The sequence below is a fragment of the Blautia sp. CAG:257 genome, from assembly GCF_000433815.1.
GTDB lineage: Bacteria > Bacillota > Clostridia > Lachnospirales > Lachnospiraceae > Blautia_A > Blautia_A caecimuris.
In genome coordinates this window covers 71,420-88,906 of the sequence record NZ_HF999018.1, presented here as the reverse complement: position 1 = coordinate 88,906, position 17,487 = coordinate 71,420, and the positions used below count along the sequence as shown (strand labels likewise).

The 17,487-nt window shown below is 46.1% G+C and carries 16 protein-coding genes; 2 read left to right on the top strand and 14 right to left on the bottom strand.

Going from position 1 to position 17,487, the window contains the following annotated elements; all coding sequences use genetic code 11:
• Window positions 1-455: helix-turn-helix domain-containing protein (locus tag QVP40_RS04020; protein ID WP_022067210.1), on the top strand; the 455-nt coding region annotated here is incomplete at its 5' end.
• Between the two features lie 149 nt (window positions 456-604).
• Here the strand turns inward: QVP40_RS04020 and QVP40_RS04015 are convergent.
• The 6 genes from QVP40_RS04015 to QVP40_RS03990 form a co-directional block, all read right to left on the bottom strand.
• The gene (locus QVP40_RS04015; RefSeq protein WP_022067209.1) at window positions 605-799 is read right to left on the bottom strand and encodes a hypothetical protein; all 195 of its coding nucleotides are present in this window, start codon (window positions 797-799) and stop codon (window positions 605-607) included.
• A 302-nt stretch (window positions 800-1,101) separates the two neighbouring features.
• Window positions 1,102-1,662 carry a Fe-S-containing hydro-lyase gene (locus QVP40_RS04010; protein WP_022067208.1) on the bottom strand — a complete coding sequence of 187 codons (561 nt, stop codon included), beginning with the start codon at window positions 1,660-1,662 and terminating at the stop codon, window positions 1,102-1,104.
• Window position 1,663: 1 nt separating this feature from the next.
• Entirely contained in the window at window positions 1,664-2,506 is an 843-nt protein-coding gene (locus tag QVP40_RS04005) for a fumarate hydratase (protein WP_022067207.1), read from the bottom strand.
• Window positions 2,507-2,695: 189 nt separating this feature from the next.
• Window positions 2,696-4,384 (bottom strand): [FeFe] hydrogenase, group A, encoded by a 1,689-nt coding sequence (locus QVP40_RS04000; RefSeq protein ID WP_022067206.1) that lies wholly within the window; start codon window positions 4,382-4,384, stop codon window positions 2,696-2,698.
• Window positions 4,385-4,399: 15 nt separating this feature from the next.
• On the bottom strand, window positions 4,400-6,271 hold the full coding sequence (locus QVP40_RS03995; RefSeq protein ID WP_022067205.1) for an NADH-quinone oxidoreductase subunit NuoF: 1,872 nt from the start codon (window positions 6,269-6,271) through the stop codon (window positions 4,400-4,402).
• Complete coding sequence (locus QVP40_RS03990; protein WP_022067204.1) at window positions 6,268-6,747, bottom strand: complex I 24 kDa subunit family protein; 480 nt, start codon at window positions 6,745-6,747, stop codon at window positions 6,268-6,270. The genes QVP40_RS03995 and QVP40_RS03990 overlap by 4 nt, the downstream gene beginning before the upstream one ends.
• 404 nt (window positions 6,748-7,151) lie before the next feature.
• On the opposite strand from QVP40_RS03990, the gene QVP40_RS03985 reads away from it, so the two are divergent.
• Window positions 7,152-8,657: a 4Fe-4S dicluster domain-containing protein gene (locus QVP40_RS03985; RefSeq protein ID WP_022067203.1), complete on the top strand. Its 1,506-nt coding sequence runs from the start codon at window positions 7,152-7,154 to the stop codon at window positions 8,655-8,657.
• A gap of 174 nt (window positions 8,658-8,831) precedes the next feature.
• On the opposite strand, the gene QVP40_RS03980 is transcribed toward QVP40_RS03985, so the two are convergent.
• The 8 genes from QVP40_RS03980 to acsD all read right to left on the bottom strand — a co-directional run bounded on the left by QVP40_RS03980 (window position 8,832) and on the right by acsD (window position 17,272).
• Complete coding sequence (locus QVP40_RS03980) at window positions 8,832-9,686, bottom strand: glucosaminidase domain-containing protein (protein ID WP_022067202.1); 855 nt, start codon at window positions 9,684-9,686, stop codon at window positions 8,832-8,834.
• Window positions 9,683-10,537 carry a bifunctional 5,10-methylenetetrahydrofolate dehydrogenase/5,10-methenyltetrahydrofolate cyclohydrolase gene (locus tag QVP40_RS03975; RefSeq protein ID WP_022067201.1) on the bottom strand — a complete coding sequence of 285 codons (855 nt, stop codon included), beginning with the start codon at window positions 10,535-10,537 and terminating at the stop codon, window positions 9,683-9,685. Before QVP40_RS03975 ends, QVP40_RS03980 begins: the two co-directional genes overlap by 4 nt.
• Before the next feature lie 50 nt (window positions 10,538-10,587).
• Entirely contained in the window at window positions 10,588-11,217 is a 630-nt protein-coding gene (locus QVP40_RS03970; protein WP_022067200.1) for a cyclodeaminase/cyclohydrolase family protein, read from the bottom strand.
• Window positions 11,218-11,279: 62 nt separating this feature from the next.
• The gene (locus tag QVP40_RS03965) at window positions 11,280-11,990 is read right to left on the bottom strand and encodes a DUF3786 domain-containing protein (RefSeq protein ID WP_022067199.1); all 711 of its coding nucleotides are present in this window, start codon (window positions 11,988-11,990) and stop codon (window positions 11,280-11,282) included.
• A gap of 99 nt (window positions 11,991-12,089) precedes the next feature.
• Entirely contained in the window at window positions 12,090-14,012 is a 1,923-nt protein-coding gene (gene acsV, locus QVP40_RS03960; RefSeq protein ID WP_022067198.1) for a corrinoid activation/regeneration protein AcsV, read from the bottom strand.
• An 81-nt stretch (window positions 14,013-14,093) separates the two neighbouring features.
• The gene (gene acsE / locus QVP40_RS03955; protein WP_022067197.1) at window positions 14,094-14,882 is read right to left on the bottom strand and encodes a carbon monoxide dehydrogenase/acetyl-CoA synthase methytransferase subunit; all 789 of its coding nucleotides are present in this window, start codon (window positions 14,880-14,882) and stop codon (window positions 14,094-14,096) included.
• A 79-nt stretch (window positions 14,883-14,961) separates the two neighbouring features.
• Window positions 14,962-16,308 (bottom strand): acetyl-CoA decarbonylase/synthase complex subunit gamma, encoded by a 1,347-nt coding sequence (gene acsC / locus QVP40_RS03950; RefSeq protein WP_022067196.1) that lies wholly within the window; start codon window positions 16,306-16,308, stop codon window positions 14,962-14,964.
• Window positions 16,309-16,330: 22 nt separating this feature from the next.
• On the bottom strand, window positions 16,331-17,272 hold the full coding sequence (gene acsD, locus QVP40_RS03945) for an acetyl-CoA decarbonylase/synthase complex subunit delta (RefSeq protein WP_022067195.1): 942 nt from the start codon (window positions 17,270-17,272) through the stop codon (window positions 16,331-16,333).
• Window positions 17,273-17,487 lie beyond the last annotated feature (215 nt).

The following is a 17,487-nucleotide window of genomic DNA, read 5'->3' as shown; positions in this document are numbered from 1 at the left end:
AAATGATCCAGGAGTTGCAGCTTACCAGACCTCATTATGAAGAATACCTTTCAATCCTGCTGCGGGAACTGTTTCTTTTAGTCAGCCGTCAGGCCCCTGTGGGCACAGCACAAAACCGGATTCTTCAAAAAGAAATGGAAGCTGCCACCCAGTTTTTCAATGAACATTTTACAGAAAACATTTCCGTGGAAGATTATGCCCTGTCCCGGCATATGAGTATCTGTTGGTTTATCCGCAGCTTCAAGCGCTACAACGGGGTTACGCCTATGCAGTATATTGTCAATCTCCGGATCACAAATGCAAAAACCCTGCTCCGCACTACAACCTACTCTGTCTCTGAGGTGGCTGCAGTTGTGGGCTATGAGAACCCTCTGTATTTCAGTAGACTGTTCAAAAAACAGACAGGACTTCCTCCTTCTGAATTCCGGAACACCAGCACAAATTTTCACAAATAAAATATACCGTACCAGTCTCTTACCCAAAAAATAAAACAGGAACCTGCAGATTTGCCATTTGTCATAAATACAAACCTGAAGTTCCTGTTTTCATCATGTGAATATATCCTTATCAGTATGGTCCGCGTCTGGGCTGACCTGCAGGATGATTATTTATCCTTGTGCTCTGTTTTCAGAGGAACTGCTTCCTCTGCCTGAAATACGTAGCCGCAGGAGCAGACAGTATCTTCTGTAAGCTTTCCGCGGGAAGTAAAGACTTCTACCTCTTTTCCACATTTCGGACATACTCTCTCTTCAATTACTGAAGTTCTGTGCTGGCTTTCGCATCCATCCATAACTGCCATATGTTTTTCCTCCTTTGATAAAAATATAGTGTTTATTCCGGCATTTCCCATGCCGTGATCTGCTTTCAGTATATCCCCGAAGACAGACTGCTGTCAATACCATTTTGGATAATTTTTGTCTGTTTTTCAGATTCTATATTACTGTTCACGACCTTCACAGCAACCTGGTCAAAATGTATTCCAAATTACCTTGGGCGATGGCATTTTGGCCTGTATGTCTCAGAATTTTGGAATATACATGCCAATATCCCCAAACACACAGGATAATATGCATTGCAGATTATTTTGCTGGCGGCAGGATGTCAGTCTCTTTTCCGGGAAAGGTAGGCCTCCCTTCCCTCCTCATAAAGATTTCTGCCCTCGCTGTCAATAATTACAACAAGCGGCATATCTTCCACATAAAGACGCCTTAAAGCTTCTGACTGAAGATCCTCATAAGCCACCAGTTCTGCTTTTTTGATGCATTTTGCAAGAAGGGCTCCGGCTCCTCCGATGGCTCCAAAATAAACTCCGCCATATTTTTTCATGGCTTCCACCACCTCCGGAAGGCGGGCTCCCTTTCCGATCATTCCTCTTGCCCCCACAGACATCATGGTTGGCGCATAAGCATCCATTCTTCCGCTTGTAGTAGGACCTGCAGAACCGATCACCTGACCCGGTTTGGCAGGGGTAGGACCTACATAATAGATGGTAGCGTCCTTTGGATCAAAGGGCAGCTCTTCTCCTCTTTCCAGAGCCTCGCACATTCTCTTATGGCCGGCATCTCTGGAGGTATAGATTTCTCCTGTGAGATAAACAGAGTCTCCTGCACGAAGGCTTCTTGCAATTTCTTCTGTAAGTGGTAAAGTAATATGTCGTTCCATCTTAAAGCACCTCCGTCTTATGTCTGGTCACATGGCAGCTGATGTTGATCGCACAGGGCATTCCTGCAATATGTGTGGGCATGGTTTCAATATTTAATCCCACTGCAGTTGTTCTGCCGCCAAAGCCCTGAGGCCCGATTCCAAGCTCATTGATCTTCTGAAGCATTTCCTTTTCCAGGTCTGCATAGTAAGAATCCGGATTTTCTGAATCCACTGGACGCATCAGCGCTTTTTTCGCAAGAAGAGCTGCTTTGTCAAAGGTTCCGCCGATCCCTACGCCAACCACCATTGGCGGACATGGATTGGGGCCTGCAGCTTCTACTGTTTCCAGAATAAAATCCTTGATGCCCTGAATGCCTGCAGACGGCTTAAACATACGGATGGCGCTCATATTTTCACTTCCAAAGCCCTTAGGCCCTACAGTGATTTTGATCTGCTCTCCGGGAACGATCTCTGTGTAGAGCATGGCAGGCGTATTGTCTCCGGTATTTCCCCTGCGGACAGGATCCTTCACAACAGACTTGCGGAGATAGCCTTTGTCATAGCCTCTGCGAACACCCTCATTTACTGCTTCTGTAAGATCTCCTCCTGCAATATGTACATCCTGACCGATTTCCAGGAACACGCAGGCCATTCCGGTATCCTGACAGATCGGAACCTCCTCAGCTTCTGCGATCTGATAATTTTCAATAATATTATCCAGAACACCTCTGGCAATTTCTCCGTCCTCGCATGCCCTGCATGTCTGAATGGCCTGTTTCATATCCTCCGGCAAAACTGTATTTGCCTCTATGCAGAGACGTTCAATTACCTCTGTGATCTGTGATGCTTGAATTTCACGCATGATGACACCTCTTTTATGTAGTTTAAAATCATTATTTGTAAAATTATTTTAACGCAAACAGCAACGTTGCGCAAGAAATATATGAAGGGAAAATTTTCTGCCGGGAGCTTCATTAGCCTGTCCCGAAAGCTGCCAAAAGCGGACATGTACTGTCCTTTTCACAGTCATGTCCGCTCTTTTTAATTTTTTTTAATAAAATTCATTATGAAGAAGCTCATGCTCTTTGCCCTTAAGAAGAGTATCGTACAGCTCCACCACAAGAGGATTTTCATCTGATTTTTTAATGATCATGGTATTGTCTGCATTGTAAAGTCCCTTTGCTCTGGCTGCCTTTGTTCTGTCGCCGGCTCTTGTAGGCTGGCCACCGCCCATAATACAGCCGCGTCTGCAGGCCATAACCTCGATCAGATGATATTCCGCCTCGCCGTTTTTTACTCGTTCCATAACCGTTCTGGCATTTGCCAGTCCGCTTGTTACGCAGACCTTGATTTCCATTCCTTTATAAGGAACGCTGAATTCCTTGATTCCCTCATCGCCTCGAACGCCGCACTCGGAAATCTCCCTCATGGCCTCCTTGGTATGTTCCGGAGAGAGACGTCTTAACACAGCCTCTGTTACGCCGCCGGTAACGCCAAAGATCACTCCGCCGCCGGAGCCAAAACCAAATGGCATATCGCAGGCTTCCGGCTCCAGTGCCGCAAAATCAAGTCCGAAGTTGTTGATCATCCGGATCAGTTCCGTTGTTGTGATCACAATATCTGTGTCCTGTTCTCCCTTTGTAAAGCTGTTGGGACGGATTGCCTCCGCCTTCTTGGCTGTACATGGCATAATGGAAACCATTACTGTCTTTTTGCCCTGAGCGTTTTCCGGATCGCGGAAATACTCCTTGATCACTGCAGACATCATCTGCTGCGGAGATCTGCAGGTTGAAATATTAGGAATAAATTCTTTATACTGGTCTGTGACAAATTTTACCCAGGCCGGACAACAGGAAGTAAGAAGCGGAAGGTTCTCGCCTTTTTCCACTCTTCTCAAAAACTCTGCACTTTCTTCCATAATGGTAAGATCCGCACTGAAGGTTGTATCATAAACTTCATCAAAGCCCATTCGGTGAAGCGCATTGACGATTTTTCCCATTACGCTGCGTCCCTTGGGCTGTCCGTAATGGTCGCCTACTGCCACACGGACTGCCGGAGCAACCTGTGCAACTACGCGTACATTGGGATCTGAAAGAGCATCCCACACCTCGTCCATATGCGTTTTTATAGAGATGGCTCCTGTAGGGCAGAATACACGGCACTGTCCGCAGTTCACGCAGTTGGTTTCTGCAATTTTTTTATTAAAGGCAGGCATTACCATTGCCTCTGTGCCGCGGAAAGCAAAGCCAAGAGCTCCGATTCCCTGAAGCTCTTCACAGGCGCGTACACAGTCGCCGCACAAAATGCATTTGTTTGGATCCCGTACCAGAGACGGTGAGCTGGTATCAAGCTCCCGCACCTCTCTTGTATTTTCAAAACGGATATCTCTTACGCCCAGACGATGCGCCAGTTCCTGAAGGATACACTCTCCGCTCTTAATACAGGTGGTACAGTCTCTGCAGTGAGCTGCAAGAAGCAGTTCCACGATCAGCTTACGATATTTTTTGATCCTTCCGGAGTTGGTGTAGATTACCATTCCATCTCTCGGTTCTTCAGAACAGGAAGCAAAAGTCCTGCCTCTGTCATCCTCTACTGTACACAGACGGCATGCGCCAAAGGTAGAAACCTCGGAATGGTAGCACAGTGTCGGTATATTAATGCCTGCTTTACGGATTACAGTCAGGACATTTTTTTCATCGGTAAATTCAACTTTTCTACCGTCAATGGTCATTGTACCCATAATCGTTCCTCCCTTCTACGCTTCCACATAAATTGCATCAAAGTTACAGTTATCCTTACATGCACCGCACTTGATGCAGCGGTCATTATCAATATGATACGGATGCTTGATCTTTCCGGTGATCGCTCCGGCCGGACAGTTCTTGGCGCACTTGCCGCATCCGATACAGAACTCTTCATTAATGTGGAACTGGCGAAGGGCTGTACAAACCTTTGCACGGCATTTTTTATCCCGGATATGTTCCTCATATTCATCCCGGAAGCGTTTCAGAGTGCTGATAACCGGAAGAGGCGCGCTCTTTCCAAGTCCGCAGAGAGCCATGCTCTGGACCATGGTTGCAAGCTCTTCAAGCTCATCCAGATCTGACATTTTTCCTTTTCCGTCAACGATCCGCTCCAGAATCTCCAGCATACGTTTCGTGCCTTCACGGCAGGGAACACATTTTCCGCAGCTTTCCCTCTGGGTAAAGCTCATAAAGAAACGGGCAACTTCTACCATACAGGTATTTTCATCCATAACTACCAGACCGCCGGAACCCATAATGGCATCCAGTTTTTTTACAGAATCAAAATCAAGGGGCTGATCAAGCTGTTCATCTACCAGACAGCCGCCGGAAGGGCCGCCGATCTGAACGCCTTTAAATGCAGCGCCGCTCTTTAAGCCTCCGCCGATGTCATAGATAATATGACGCAGAGTGGTACCCATAGGAACCTCGATCAGTCCGGTATTTTCAATAGATCCTGTAAGAGAAAACGTCTTTGTTCCCGGGCTTCCCTCTGTTCCGATGGTACGGAACCAGTCAGCTCCCTGAAGAATGATCTTGGGAACATTTGCATAAGTTTCTACATTATTCAGAACCGTTGGTTTTTCCCACAGACCTTTTTCTACTGTACGGGGAGGTTTTACACGGGGCATGCCTCTGTTGCCCTCAATAGAAGCAGTCAGAGCAGATCCCTCGCCGCATACAAATGCGCCTGCGCCCCGGTTAATATGTAAGTGGAAGTTTACGCCGGAACCCAGGATATTGTCTCCCAGAAGTCCGTAAGCCTCTGCCTGTTCAATAGCCATACGCAGTCTTTTTACAGAAAGAGGATATTCTGCACGCACATAGATATATCCGTTTTCAGCGCCTACTGCATAAGCGGCGATCACCATACCTTCGATCATCTTATAGGGATCGCCCTCCATAACGGAGCCATCCATAAATGCGCCCGGGTCTCCCTCGTCACCGTTACATACCACATAGCGGGTAGTTTCTTTCTGGCGGGCAACCTGTCCCCACTTCTTTCCAGCCGGGAAACCGGCTCCTCCGCGTCCTCTCAGCCCGGATTTTGTTACCTCGTCAATTACTTCCTGTGGCGTCATGTCAAAAAACGCTTTGGTCATGGCCTGGAAGCCGCCTGCTGCAATATATTCGTCTATGGACTCTGCATCGATCCTGCCGCAGTTTTCCAGAACGATACGGGTCTGCTGATTTAAAAACGGAATATCGTCCGGATGGGGGCAGATATTGTCATGATCTCTGTAAAAAAGCCTCTCTACCGGCTGTCCCTGAAGAACTGTACGGTCCACGATCTCTTTGCAGTCCTCCACCTGTACATGCACATACTGATAATCATACGGCTCGATCCTTACAAGAGGGCCCAGCTCACAAAGACCCTGGCATCCTGTTTTTACCACGCCAAGATGGGGAATATCTTTCTGCATCTCCACCTGCACTCCATCCAGATCAGAACAGAGCTTTGACATTTCATCATATATTTTCTGTGCTCCGGAAGCCATGCAGCCGGTACCGGAACAGACAAGAACACGGCAGGTATAGGTACTGATCGTATTCTGAACTTCTTTCTGCTTATTGAGCAGATCTTCCTTTGAAATTATACTCATGCCTTTTCACCTCTCAGTTTTTCCAACAGCTCCACCGCTTTTTCCGGTGTCATTTTCGGGTGCACTTCATCATTAACAGTCAATGTTGGAGCCAGTCCGCACGCTCCCAGACATGAAACTGTTTCTACGGTAAAAAGCATATCATCTGTGGTATGCTTTTTATGACTTAAGCCAAGTTCCTTCATCATGGCTTCTTTCACAGGCATGGATTTCCGCACATGACAGGCTGTTCCGTCACAAACCTTGATAATATATTTTCCCTTTGGTTCAAAAGAAAAGTTCTCATAAAATGTAGCCACACTGTAGGCCTTGGCCTCAGTCACACCGATCTGTTCCGCCACATAAGTGAGAAGCTCTCCGGGAAGATAGCGATATTCTGCCTGAATATCCTGCATAATAGGAATCAGGGACGCCGCTTTACGTCCATAGTGCTCAATAATCTCGTCCGTCTTTGTGTAATAAGACTGATCTAACATGCATTTCCCTCCTTAACGCTTGTACCCTTACCTTTCATCCATTGCATTGGTCATTTTCGCCAGTTACTCATGTTGTAATTATACATGACACAGGCAGTTTCCACAAGTACTATCTTCTGATTTTTCTGAAATTTTGTGAATTAACCAAAAAGTTTGTTATAGTTTAAACATTGTTGTTATTTTTTCTCCAATTATACAGATATTCTTACCGTAAACCATACAATTTATATCCATTTTTCAGCAAACTGGTCCAAATACAGGCCACTTTACCCCAAACGATAACATTTTTCCCCATATGTCTCACTTGTGCTTTTAAAAGTACAGGATAAATATTGATTTTAAAATTTTTTTCATATATGATTAGAAGAACTGGTAGACAAATATACACAAAGGAGATAGTGATTATGAGAAACCTGGATACTCCTGTAAAACAGATACGTCATAAAATTTTTACAGAAGTGGCAAAAGTCGGATTTGAATCCAAAGATGAAACTCTCATTCATGACATTGAGGCAATTCCCTATAACATTGTGGAAGAACGGGCACAGTACAGAGAGAGCATTTACCGTGAGCGTGCTGTGGCAAGTGAGCGTGTACGTCTTGCAATGGGACTTTCTCTCCGTCCGGAAAACAGAGCGGTTCATCTGACTTCAGGACTGGAAGCCAGCAATATTGATGAAAAATATTATGAACCGCCCCTTATGCAGGTAATTCCTTCTGCCTGTGCGGCCTGCCCTCCCAACAAATATATTGTCAGCGACATGTGCAGAGGCTGTGTGGCTCACCCATGTATGCAGGCCTGTCCCAAGGGCGCCATTTCCATGATCAATGGCAAATCCTGTATTGATCAGGATAAATGTATCAAATGCGGAAAATGTAAAGCCGTATGTCCTTATGATGCCATCTCTCACAATATCCGTCCATGCGAACAGGCCTGCGGCGTAAAGGCCATCGGAAGCGACGAACAGGGACGTGCAGAAATCCTGGATGACAAATGTGTTTCCTGCGGTATGTGTATGGTAAGCTGTCCTTTTGGAGCCATTTCTGACAAATCTCAGATTTTCCAGCTTGCCCACTCTCTGCGTGAAGGAAATAAGATCATTGCCATTGTGGCTCCTGCTTATATCAGTCAGTTCGGAGAGGACGTAACACCACGTAAATTTAAAACCGCCCTTGAGATCCTTGGCTTCTCCGATGTGTACGAGGTTGCTCTGGGAGCAGATATCGGAGCTATTTCCGAGGCGCACCACTATGCAAAGGAAGTTGCTACCGGAAACCTTCCGTTTCTTCTGACCTCCTGCTGTCCTTCCTGGTCCATGATGGCAAAGAAATTTTTCCCGGACATGATCGACAATATTTCTCAGGAGCTTACTCCTATGGTTGCCACTGCCCGTAAGGTAAAACAGGAGCATCCGGATGCCAAGGTTGTTTTCGTAGGTCCCTGTGCCTCAAAAAAACTGGAGGCTATGCGTACCTCTGTACGAAGCGATGTGGATTTTGTCGTGACCTTTGAAGAGCTTTCTGCCATGTTTGATGCCAGAGAGATCGATCCGACTTCTTTTGAGGGCGATGAATCTCTCCATAATGCCACTGCTGCCGGACGCGGCTATGCAGTTGCAGGCGGTGTGGCCGGCGCCATCGAAGCCTGTCTGAAAGAATATTATCCGGAAGTTCCGGTTCATATCGAACATGCGGAAACTCTTGCTGACTGCAAAAAAATGCTGACTCTTGCAAAGGCAGGCAAGCTGAAAGGATGTATGATCGAGGGTATGGCCTGTCCGGGCGGCTGCATGGGCGGTGCGGGAACCAACGTTCCCTTTGCAACATCCTCCAAAGCATTGAAGCAGTATCTTAAGGATTCTTCCAAAAAACTGCCGGAAAAAGAGCTGGAAGAAATCAAACTGGATTAAAGTAAATTACGCAGAAGGGGTTCTCTGACCGAACCCCTCTGCACTCCCCCGGCCGTGTCTGACGGGCGGAATGGATATAAGAAAGGTACAGTAGCTTCAGATAGTAGAAGGCGGAAGGTCTTTTAACACCTGTAACTATTGTACCTATTTGTATGAAATATTTTTATTTCCGGATTATTCTTCCTTCATATCTTCAAGCAGCTTTGTCAGCTTCTCCCCGTACCCGGCTCCGGCAGCCCAGCCGCCTCCGTTAGGGTTCTCCTGGATTCCCAGCCACTCCACATAGGGAGCGGAACCTCTTGTAACCATATCAAATCTGGAATCCACACAGTTTTCATTTAATTCCTCTGTGCTGGCATAAGCCTTCAGATGCTGGACCTGAGCCCGGATTCCGGTTCGCACATCCGGATAGGAATTTCCCTGTACTCCTCTGCCTGTTGTTCCAAGGCCGGAAAAGTTGTACTGACTTTCCACTGCGTCTCCGCCAAACTGAAGCCACCCTGTTTCCAGCATGGCCTGCACATAAACCACCTCTCCACGAACGCCTTCCAGTTCCGCTTCTTCCAGAATAATGCTGCAGAAATCCTCAATGGTCTCTGCACCGCCCTCTTTTAAAGAAGAAGGATACTCTGCCCCGTTTTCCTCATAAAGGGAGGTCATTTCTTCCAGAGTAACGGTGGTTGCTCCCATAATCGTATAATAGCCATAGGTATTATCTGTAGAATCATCTACAAAGCCCTCTGTCCCGGGACCACTTTCATAAGAATAGGAAGGCTTGCTGATCTGCCCTTCTTCTGAGTAGTCTGTTTCCCTGTCTTTGTTGTTTCCGTCAGTCTTTCCTGACAGGTTATCTGAGTCTCCGTTTTTCTGTACAGCTTTATTTTCTTCCTGAGGTTTCCTTACAGGGCCCTGTATTTCTGACGGATCAGGCGCTTTGTCTGCCAATGCAAAAACAGGCGCCCCGAAAATCAGAGCGCCCGTCAGGGTCAGATTCCCCCAGAAGAGCTTATTCTTCCGAGAAAAAATCATCCATTTACCTTTCTCATTGCTGCTTCTACCACATGGCCAACCAGAACAGATGTTGTAACACTTCCAACTCCGCCCGGTACCGGTGTGATAGCGTCTACGATCGGCTCAACTGCTGCATAGTCAACATCTCCGCAGAGCTTGCCTTCTGCATTTACATTGATACCTACGTCAATGATAGTCTGTCCTTCTCTTACATAATCAGCGCCTACAACGCCTGCGCGTCCTGCTGCTACGATCACAATATCAGCCTCTCTTGCAACAGACGGCATATCAACGGTTCTTGTGTGGCAGATAGTAACAGTTGCGTTTTTCTTAACCAGCATCATAGCTGCCGGTTTTCCTACTACAAGGCTTCTTCCGATCACAACTGCTTTTTTGCCTGTGCAGTCAATTCCGTAATGATCAAGAATTTCCATGCATGCCTGTGGTGTACATGGCGGGAAACCGATCTTTTTGCCTGTGAATACACCGGACATGGAAAGATCTGTCATACAGTCAACGTCTTTTTCTGCAGCAAGAGCATTTTCGATCACTGCCTGATCCAGATGCTTCGGAAGAGGACGGAACAGAAGAACGCCATGGATATGGTCGTCTTTGTTTACTTTATCAATTGTTGCAAGAAGCTCATCCTGGGAAACGTCTCCCGGAAGAAGGATTTTTTCACATGCTACGCCAAGTGTCTCGCAGCGTTTGGTAGCGCCTTTCTCATAGGAAATATCACTTGGATTCTCGCCAACACGGATAATGCACAGTGTAGGATTTACACCCTTTGCCTGAAGCTCTGCTACATTTGCTTTAATTTTCTCGTTCAGCGCTGCTGTTACTTCTTTTCCCAATAACTGTTTTGCCATTTTATTATTCCTCCTAAAATAAAACTGCTGTTTTTATAAAAATACTGCTGTTATTTCAGTCTTCCAAGAACACTGTCAAAGGTTTCGTCAGCAATCTTTGTATATTTCTCAAGCATTGCATCAGCTTTTCTGTTCAGCTCTTCTGCATACTCTCTGTCTGCCATGGATTTTGTGTTTATGTACACATTCAGGCTGGCGCCTTTTAAAGCTGCCTTGCAGAAAGCAGCGCCTACGCCTGCATCACTGATAGCAAGCTTGGAGCCCTTTGCGCCAAATTCCACGATCAGCTCAATAGCCTCGCAGCATTTTTCCATGATCTCCATCGGTACGGAGCAGGCATCCTTGAGAACGATCTCCATGACTCTTGCCTTTTCAGCCTTTTCTTCTTCCGTTTCTCTCGGCATTCCATATGCTTTGGAAAGAGGCTCAAATACTTCCGCATCTCTTTCGATGAGACGGAGGAAATCTTTCTGAAGCTGATCACATTTTGCTTTCAGCTCCCACATTTCATCTTCTACATCCGCATATTTCTTTTTTCCTACTGTCAGGCTTCCTACCATATTTCCAAGTGCAGTTCCCACTGCCGCAACAAGTGCGGAAGCGCCGCCGCCGCCCGGTACCGGTGCTTTGGAAGCCAGTACTTCAACAAACTCTGTACATGTACTTGTTGAAAATCCCATAGTTTTACCCTCCTGATGATGATACACAGCTGATCCCTTTTGTCACAACTGTATTTTTTATCTTAACCTGTTACTTTTCCAAATGCTTTCAGAGCCCCGATGATCACATCTCCCATCACAGCCATATCCTCTGCCTGAAAGGATACCGGAAAGTTATCTGAAAACAGAATCTGAGACGAAGGCGGAAACTCATCATCCCCCTCCCAGAGAATCATCTGCACCTGATAATCCGGGTAAATTTCAATTTCATAGGCAAGATCCCCGTGGTTTACAGGAACTGCCTGAATATGCTCCATAACAGCTTTAAAATCCTTCAGACGATTTCCATAGGAAAAGGCAAGACGTTTGATGCAGCGTCCGTCAAACTGCCGCAAATACACTTCTCCCCAGGGCATTTCCCTGTAGGTTTTCATTTTTCCGGTTCCCTGAGAGCTCATTCCTCCCAGAAGGAAACGAATAGTCAGAATCCTGGCATATACCATCTCCTCAAGAGGATAGTAACCCTTTTTGTCCTCTTTGTGAGTCACGTGAAAATCAGGCCAGGAAATGTAATAGACACTTCCCAGAAACGGAAGCTCAAAGCTTTTTTCCGTTTCATCATAAGGAATGGAAAGACGACTGGAAATCTCTTTCGGATCTGCTTTCCGGAACTCCTCCAGATAATGCTCCCAGGGCATTCTCTCCTTGCTGTCTTTTTCATATCCCAGTCTGTCACCTACGGATCCTTCCTCTGACAGACTGACGGATTTTACTTCATTTAAGTCAGAACTCATAGCACACCTCTGTAAAATCTGATTCTTTTCCTGTTCTCATATCCGGGTCAGGAAGCTGTACTGCCGCTCTTTTCCTGATCTGGACATTCTTTTATTGTTTTATTCTGCAGACGGAAACAGAGAACTGTCCGTATGGGGAATAAAGCAGGCTCCCACAAACTCATCCATATAGGTGGGCACTGTGGAAAGCTCCATATATGTCATATTTGCTGCCAGCTCATATGTCTTTTTCTCCGCAGGAGTGGACAAAAGCATCAGGTATGCGCCTGACAGCGAAGAATTTCCGATATAATGGAATTTTTTAAGAGGAATGTCCGGAAGCATTCCGATTCTTACTGCATTACGCATATTGATACCGCTTCCGATTCCGCCGGCCACATACACGTCATCAATCATGGAAACATCAAAATCCAGTGATGAAAGCATGGTACGTATTGCTGAGAAAATTGCTCCCTTGGCGCGGATAAAGTTATCAATATCCACCTCTGTGATCTCCACATCCTTGGAAGAACCTGCTTCCTCCTCGAAGGCGATCACATAACTTCCCATACCGTATTTATCATGACGGATTCTTCTTCCCTCACGGATAAATTTACCTTTCGGATTAATGATCCCGGCTGAAAACAGCTCGCTGATCACATCAATGATACCGGAACCGCAAAGTCCCACCGGTTTTGTTCCCGGCTCACCGACTATCTTATAAGAAGGCTCCATAGTCTCCTTATCAATGGTGCAGGCCTCTATGGCCCCATCTGTTGCGCGCATACCGCAGCTGATATCTCCGCCCTCAAAAGCCGGTCCGGCTGAACATGCACAGCTCATCATAAAGTCAGAATTGCCGAAAACAAGTTCTCCATTGGTTCCAAGGTCAATAAACAGAGAAAACTCCGGTCTGTTCCAGATCATGCTGACAAGGGTACCTGCTGTAATATCTCCGCCTACATAGCTTCCGATGTTAGGAGCTATGATGATATGGGCATCCTGATTGATATCAATGCCAATATCTGAAGCAAACAGAGAATTTGTTTTAAAAAATGCCGGAATATATGGCTCCATACGAAGAGGATCGGCATTGATCCCTGCAAAGAGATGATTCATTGTGGTATTGGATGCCACGCACATACGGTAGATCTGTTTTTCCGGAAAATGAGCGCTCCGGCACATTTCATGGATCATTGGATTGATCGTTTCTTTGATCACTGCATCCTGAAGTCTTTCTCTTCCTCCCGGCTTCTCTGCCTCAATAATACGGTTGATCACATCAGCGCCAAAGCGGATCTGTCCGTTTCCTGCAGAACTTTTTGCAAGGATTTCTCCTGTTTCCATATTGATCAGAACTGCAGATACGGTTGTTGTACCAATATCCACTGCAAGTCCGCCGATGACAACCTCTTCTCTGCTGTCAAAAACATCATAAACAAACATGTCGTCCGGAGTTGTACGAAGGACACATTTTACTGTAAAATTGCTTTCTCTCAAAACATCCGGCAGTTTTCTGAGAACTGCGTAAGGAATCCTTACACGCTTCAGGTTCATAAATTTACGGAGAGCCCGGGTAAGCCTTTCCACATCCGGCATGGTGTCGTCCAGAGTTGGAGGTTCCATCTTTACTTCCACGATGTCCAGACTGTTCTTTAATTCAATTCCTGCCAGCTCCACTTCCCGCTTGGCATTTTCAAAAATAGCAAGCTCTTCTTTCGAACTCAGGTCCGCAACCTTCATTCTGCTTTTATAGGCAGAGGCGATATCCGGTACAAGCACTTCCACGTCCGCAGTAATTTTGCTCATACAGGCAAGACGCCAGCCATTCTGAAATTCTTCGTCACTAATGTGAAGTGTTTTTTTGGTGTTCAGCTCTCCGCATTTGAGCTGCACGCGGCATTTCCCACAGGCTCCGTTACCGGAACAGGGGGCATCGATCGCCACATTTGCCTCACGTGCGATTTCCAGCAGATTATCTCCCTCATTGGCATACGTCTCTACCACACTGCCATCTTCAAATGCAAATGTTACCTTAAACAAAAAGCAACCACCTTTCTTCTGATATAAAGAAAGGGCCGAAGACCGAAGTCTCCAGCCCTCTCTGTGATCCACATGTAAAAATCAGATATCCAGATAAGAATCTGCGTACAGATTATTATTCTTGATGATATCACAAGACTTAATAGTCTCCATCAGACGAAGATCGTTCGGGTTTACGATTGCGGAGGTAAGTCCCTGCATCATAGCCATAGCTACCATAGCAGAATCCATGATCGGACGGATGTGCTTCGGCATACCATTGGAGTTGTTGGAAAGACCGCCAGTACTCTTCATGCCCATGTCAGAGATCATTTTAATGAACTCAAGAACTTCCATCTGTTTGTCCTGCATTCCTTTGATAACCAGGAACAGCGGGTCAAACCACATATCGTTCTCAACATCCATGCCGTGCTCCATACCGCGCTCCATCAGTGTCTGCATGAACATCATACGCTCATCATTGTCTTTTGCAATACCTTCACCGTTGCAGAGAGCAATAACGATCGCATCGTTAGCTGCTGCAAGATCAACGTATTCGATTCTTCCTGCTGCGTCAGCAGAGTTTACGATCGGTTTTCCTTTGGAACGGTTGTATACGGAAATACCAGCTTCAATAGCTGCTACGTTGGAAGTATCCAGTGCCAGCGGAACATTGTCAAAGTTGCCCTGAAGAAGCTGAACTGCCCATTTCATAAGTTCAGGACCATCGTTCTCAGCAGGTCCGATATTTACATCCAGATAAGTAGCGCCTGCATCAAGCTGCTGTTTTGCCCTTTTAAGGATCGGCTCCGGATCTCTTTCTGTAAACGCTTTGTTTACTGCCGGTGCTGTTGTTGAAAGTCTTTCACCAATTGTGATAAATTTTGACATACCTGTGTTCTCCTTTACGTGGTTTAATACGGACCTGGAAAGGAAAGATCCTTTCCTGTCCGAAGTATATTTATGTGGCTTATGCCTGCATATCTTTTAAGAACTTCACAAGCTGTACTGCTTCTCTTGGACCTACGATGATCTCCCATCCCGGAAGTTTTGCTTCCAGATCGCCCTTCAGAACTGCAACCTTACCCGGGATCACAAGCTTACGGCATTTAACCTTCGGCTCAACCTCTTCTTTGATAAAGGTAGAGATGCTGGTGCTGGAAAACTTGCCGGCAGCCCAGGAAGTAAGTACGGAAAGTCCGCCTGCATCGTTGATCACAAGATTAAGCGGAACACCGGAGCGCTCCAGCTCGCCGGATACAACGAAATATGTAAGAGCAAAGTCTACAGTGGTGACTACCAGAGAGTTCTCATCTGCTCCGTTCAGCGGGTAAATGCCCGGCTCTACTTTCATTGGCTTCTGCGGGTCAGTAAATACGTTCTGACGCAGGCCATAAAGCGGAAGTGCCTCTGCATAAGTCATCTGCTCCATAACAACGATGGAACCATATTTCATAGTAAACAGGGAAGCAAGTGCTGCCTGTAAATGTTTGTCGCCTTTAGCAATCTTAACAAGATTTACAAGAGACGGATAACCAAAAGTTCTGTCCTGATCTTTAAGAGCTGCACGGCGAACCAGTACAGTGTTCTTAAATGTCTCTTTTACGTCAGCGCCTGTTGTGTCAAGAACAAGGTTCTTGTTTCCAAGCTTCTCAAGAGCTGCTACTGTATCATAAAGCTCGTTGATGTCGCTTCCGGATACGCCGAGAACAACGCCTGCCTCAGTTGCAACAGCGTTCATTGCCTCATAGTTGGAAGCATTTGCGCCATTGAGAACTGGCTTGGAGTCCTTGCATACTTCAAGAGCAGCCTTAGCGATCTCAGGATCTGTACATCCCAGAACCAGAGTTCTTCCAAGACCTTTTGCTTTTTCTACCAGTGCTGTGTAAGCTGCTGCATCTGCGCCTTCTCCGCAGTTTACATATACAAGCTCAACATGCATTCTCTCTCCAATACGGTCATAATCTACAACCGGGATCTCAGCAAGCTTGGCTTCTACTTCTGCGTCAGTCATATCTGTGCAGAGTGCAACTGCATATCTTGTTTTGCTTACAAATGTTTTTTCATGTCTGAAAAGTACAGTCTCTCCTCCAAGAGTAAACTCACCGTCGCCTGTACCAATCTTGATTGTTTTCATCGGCGGAGCAGTTGCCTCAGAAAGAGATGCCAGTGCCTCGTCAGACATATGCGGACACTGCTCAATCTGCATAGCGCCCTGTGCAACTTTCATAGCGAAAGCCATACATGTCGGGCATCCACATTCCTTACAGTTTTTCTTTGGTGTTAATTTAAAGATCTGAATACCATTCAGTGCCATAGCTCTATTTTCCTCCTATTCGTTACGCAAGTGCTTTGATCATCTTGGAAATTGTTTTGATGGATTCCGGATGTCTTAAGATAACAGCATCGGAACCGGCTGCAAGGTCTGCAGCAGCTGTCATAACTTCCATGTCAATTCCACGCTCATCCTGCGGTCCCCACTCCGGCATGTCAGCTTCAGAAGCTGTAGCTTCCTTTACTCCCCATGTCTCTGCGGATACAGGTGTAATAATAGGCATCTGCAGCATATTGTCATTCTGACCCAGGGCAGCGCCTTTGATACGGTCCATAGTGGAAACTACGTACTCATAGCCATAGCCTGCTGCTGCACTTCCGATATTCATAACGATCTTCTTTGCATCCACACCAAGCTGTGTGGTAACAACGTTAAGCTGTTTTGCAAGGTTGATATCAACGGCTGACTCTGCGCCTACGATCTGATTGTATGCAAGACCTGCAGCAGCGCCGATTGCTTTGTAGTTTTCTTCTTTTTCGGAAAGAATCAGTGCATTTCTTCCCTCAAGAGCCTCAGCAACCTTAGGGAGAAGTTCCGCATCCTTCTCTACGTTTTTGCAGCCCTCAACAACCAGAGGACAGTCTACAGCCTCAGCAACCTCTTTTACAACTGCGATTAATTCATCAATGGATCTGTTCTCACCATTAGGATCTCCGCCTTCCAGATTCAGTGCAACGAAATCTGCGCCTTCCATAGCTGCAGCTTTCTTTGCGATCTCTCCCATGGTAGTTGCTCCATCATAGTATGCTTTGATTCCCTCGGACATTCCCTCAAGACCCATATCAGAAATCTCTACGCCGATTTTAGCGCAGTTCTCTGAAGGAGCGTCAAAGGTATAGAATGGAAATGTGCTGTCTCCGCCAATAGTTACAGTCTTATCTCCGCTTCCGATTGTCACTGGGTTAATCTTTGCATTAAACTTTTGTGGTTTCTGATTAAACGGCATTTTACATTAGCCTCCTCTTAAAAATTTAAATACATGTTAATTCATGATCTGTTTATTATTATACAACACGATAAAGGCCATTGACAAGACAGACAGGCCCTTTTTTCCGTGTTTTTAACTTTTTGTGATCATCCACAGCCCTTACAATTCCCTTATGCCGGCATATGGAATCTTCCGGACTCTTAACAGGGTCCGGAAGAAAATTTCACAGTGTT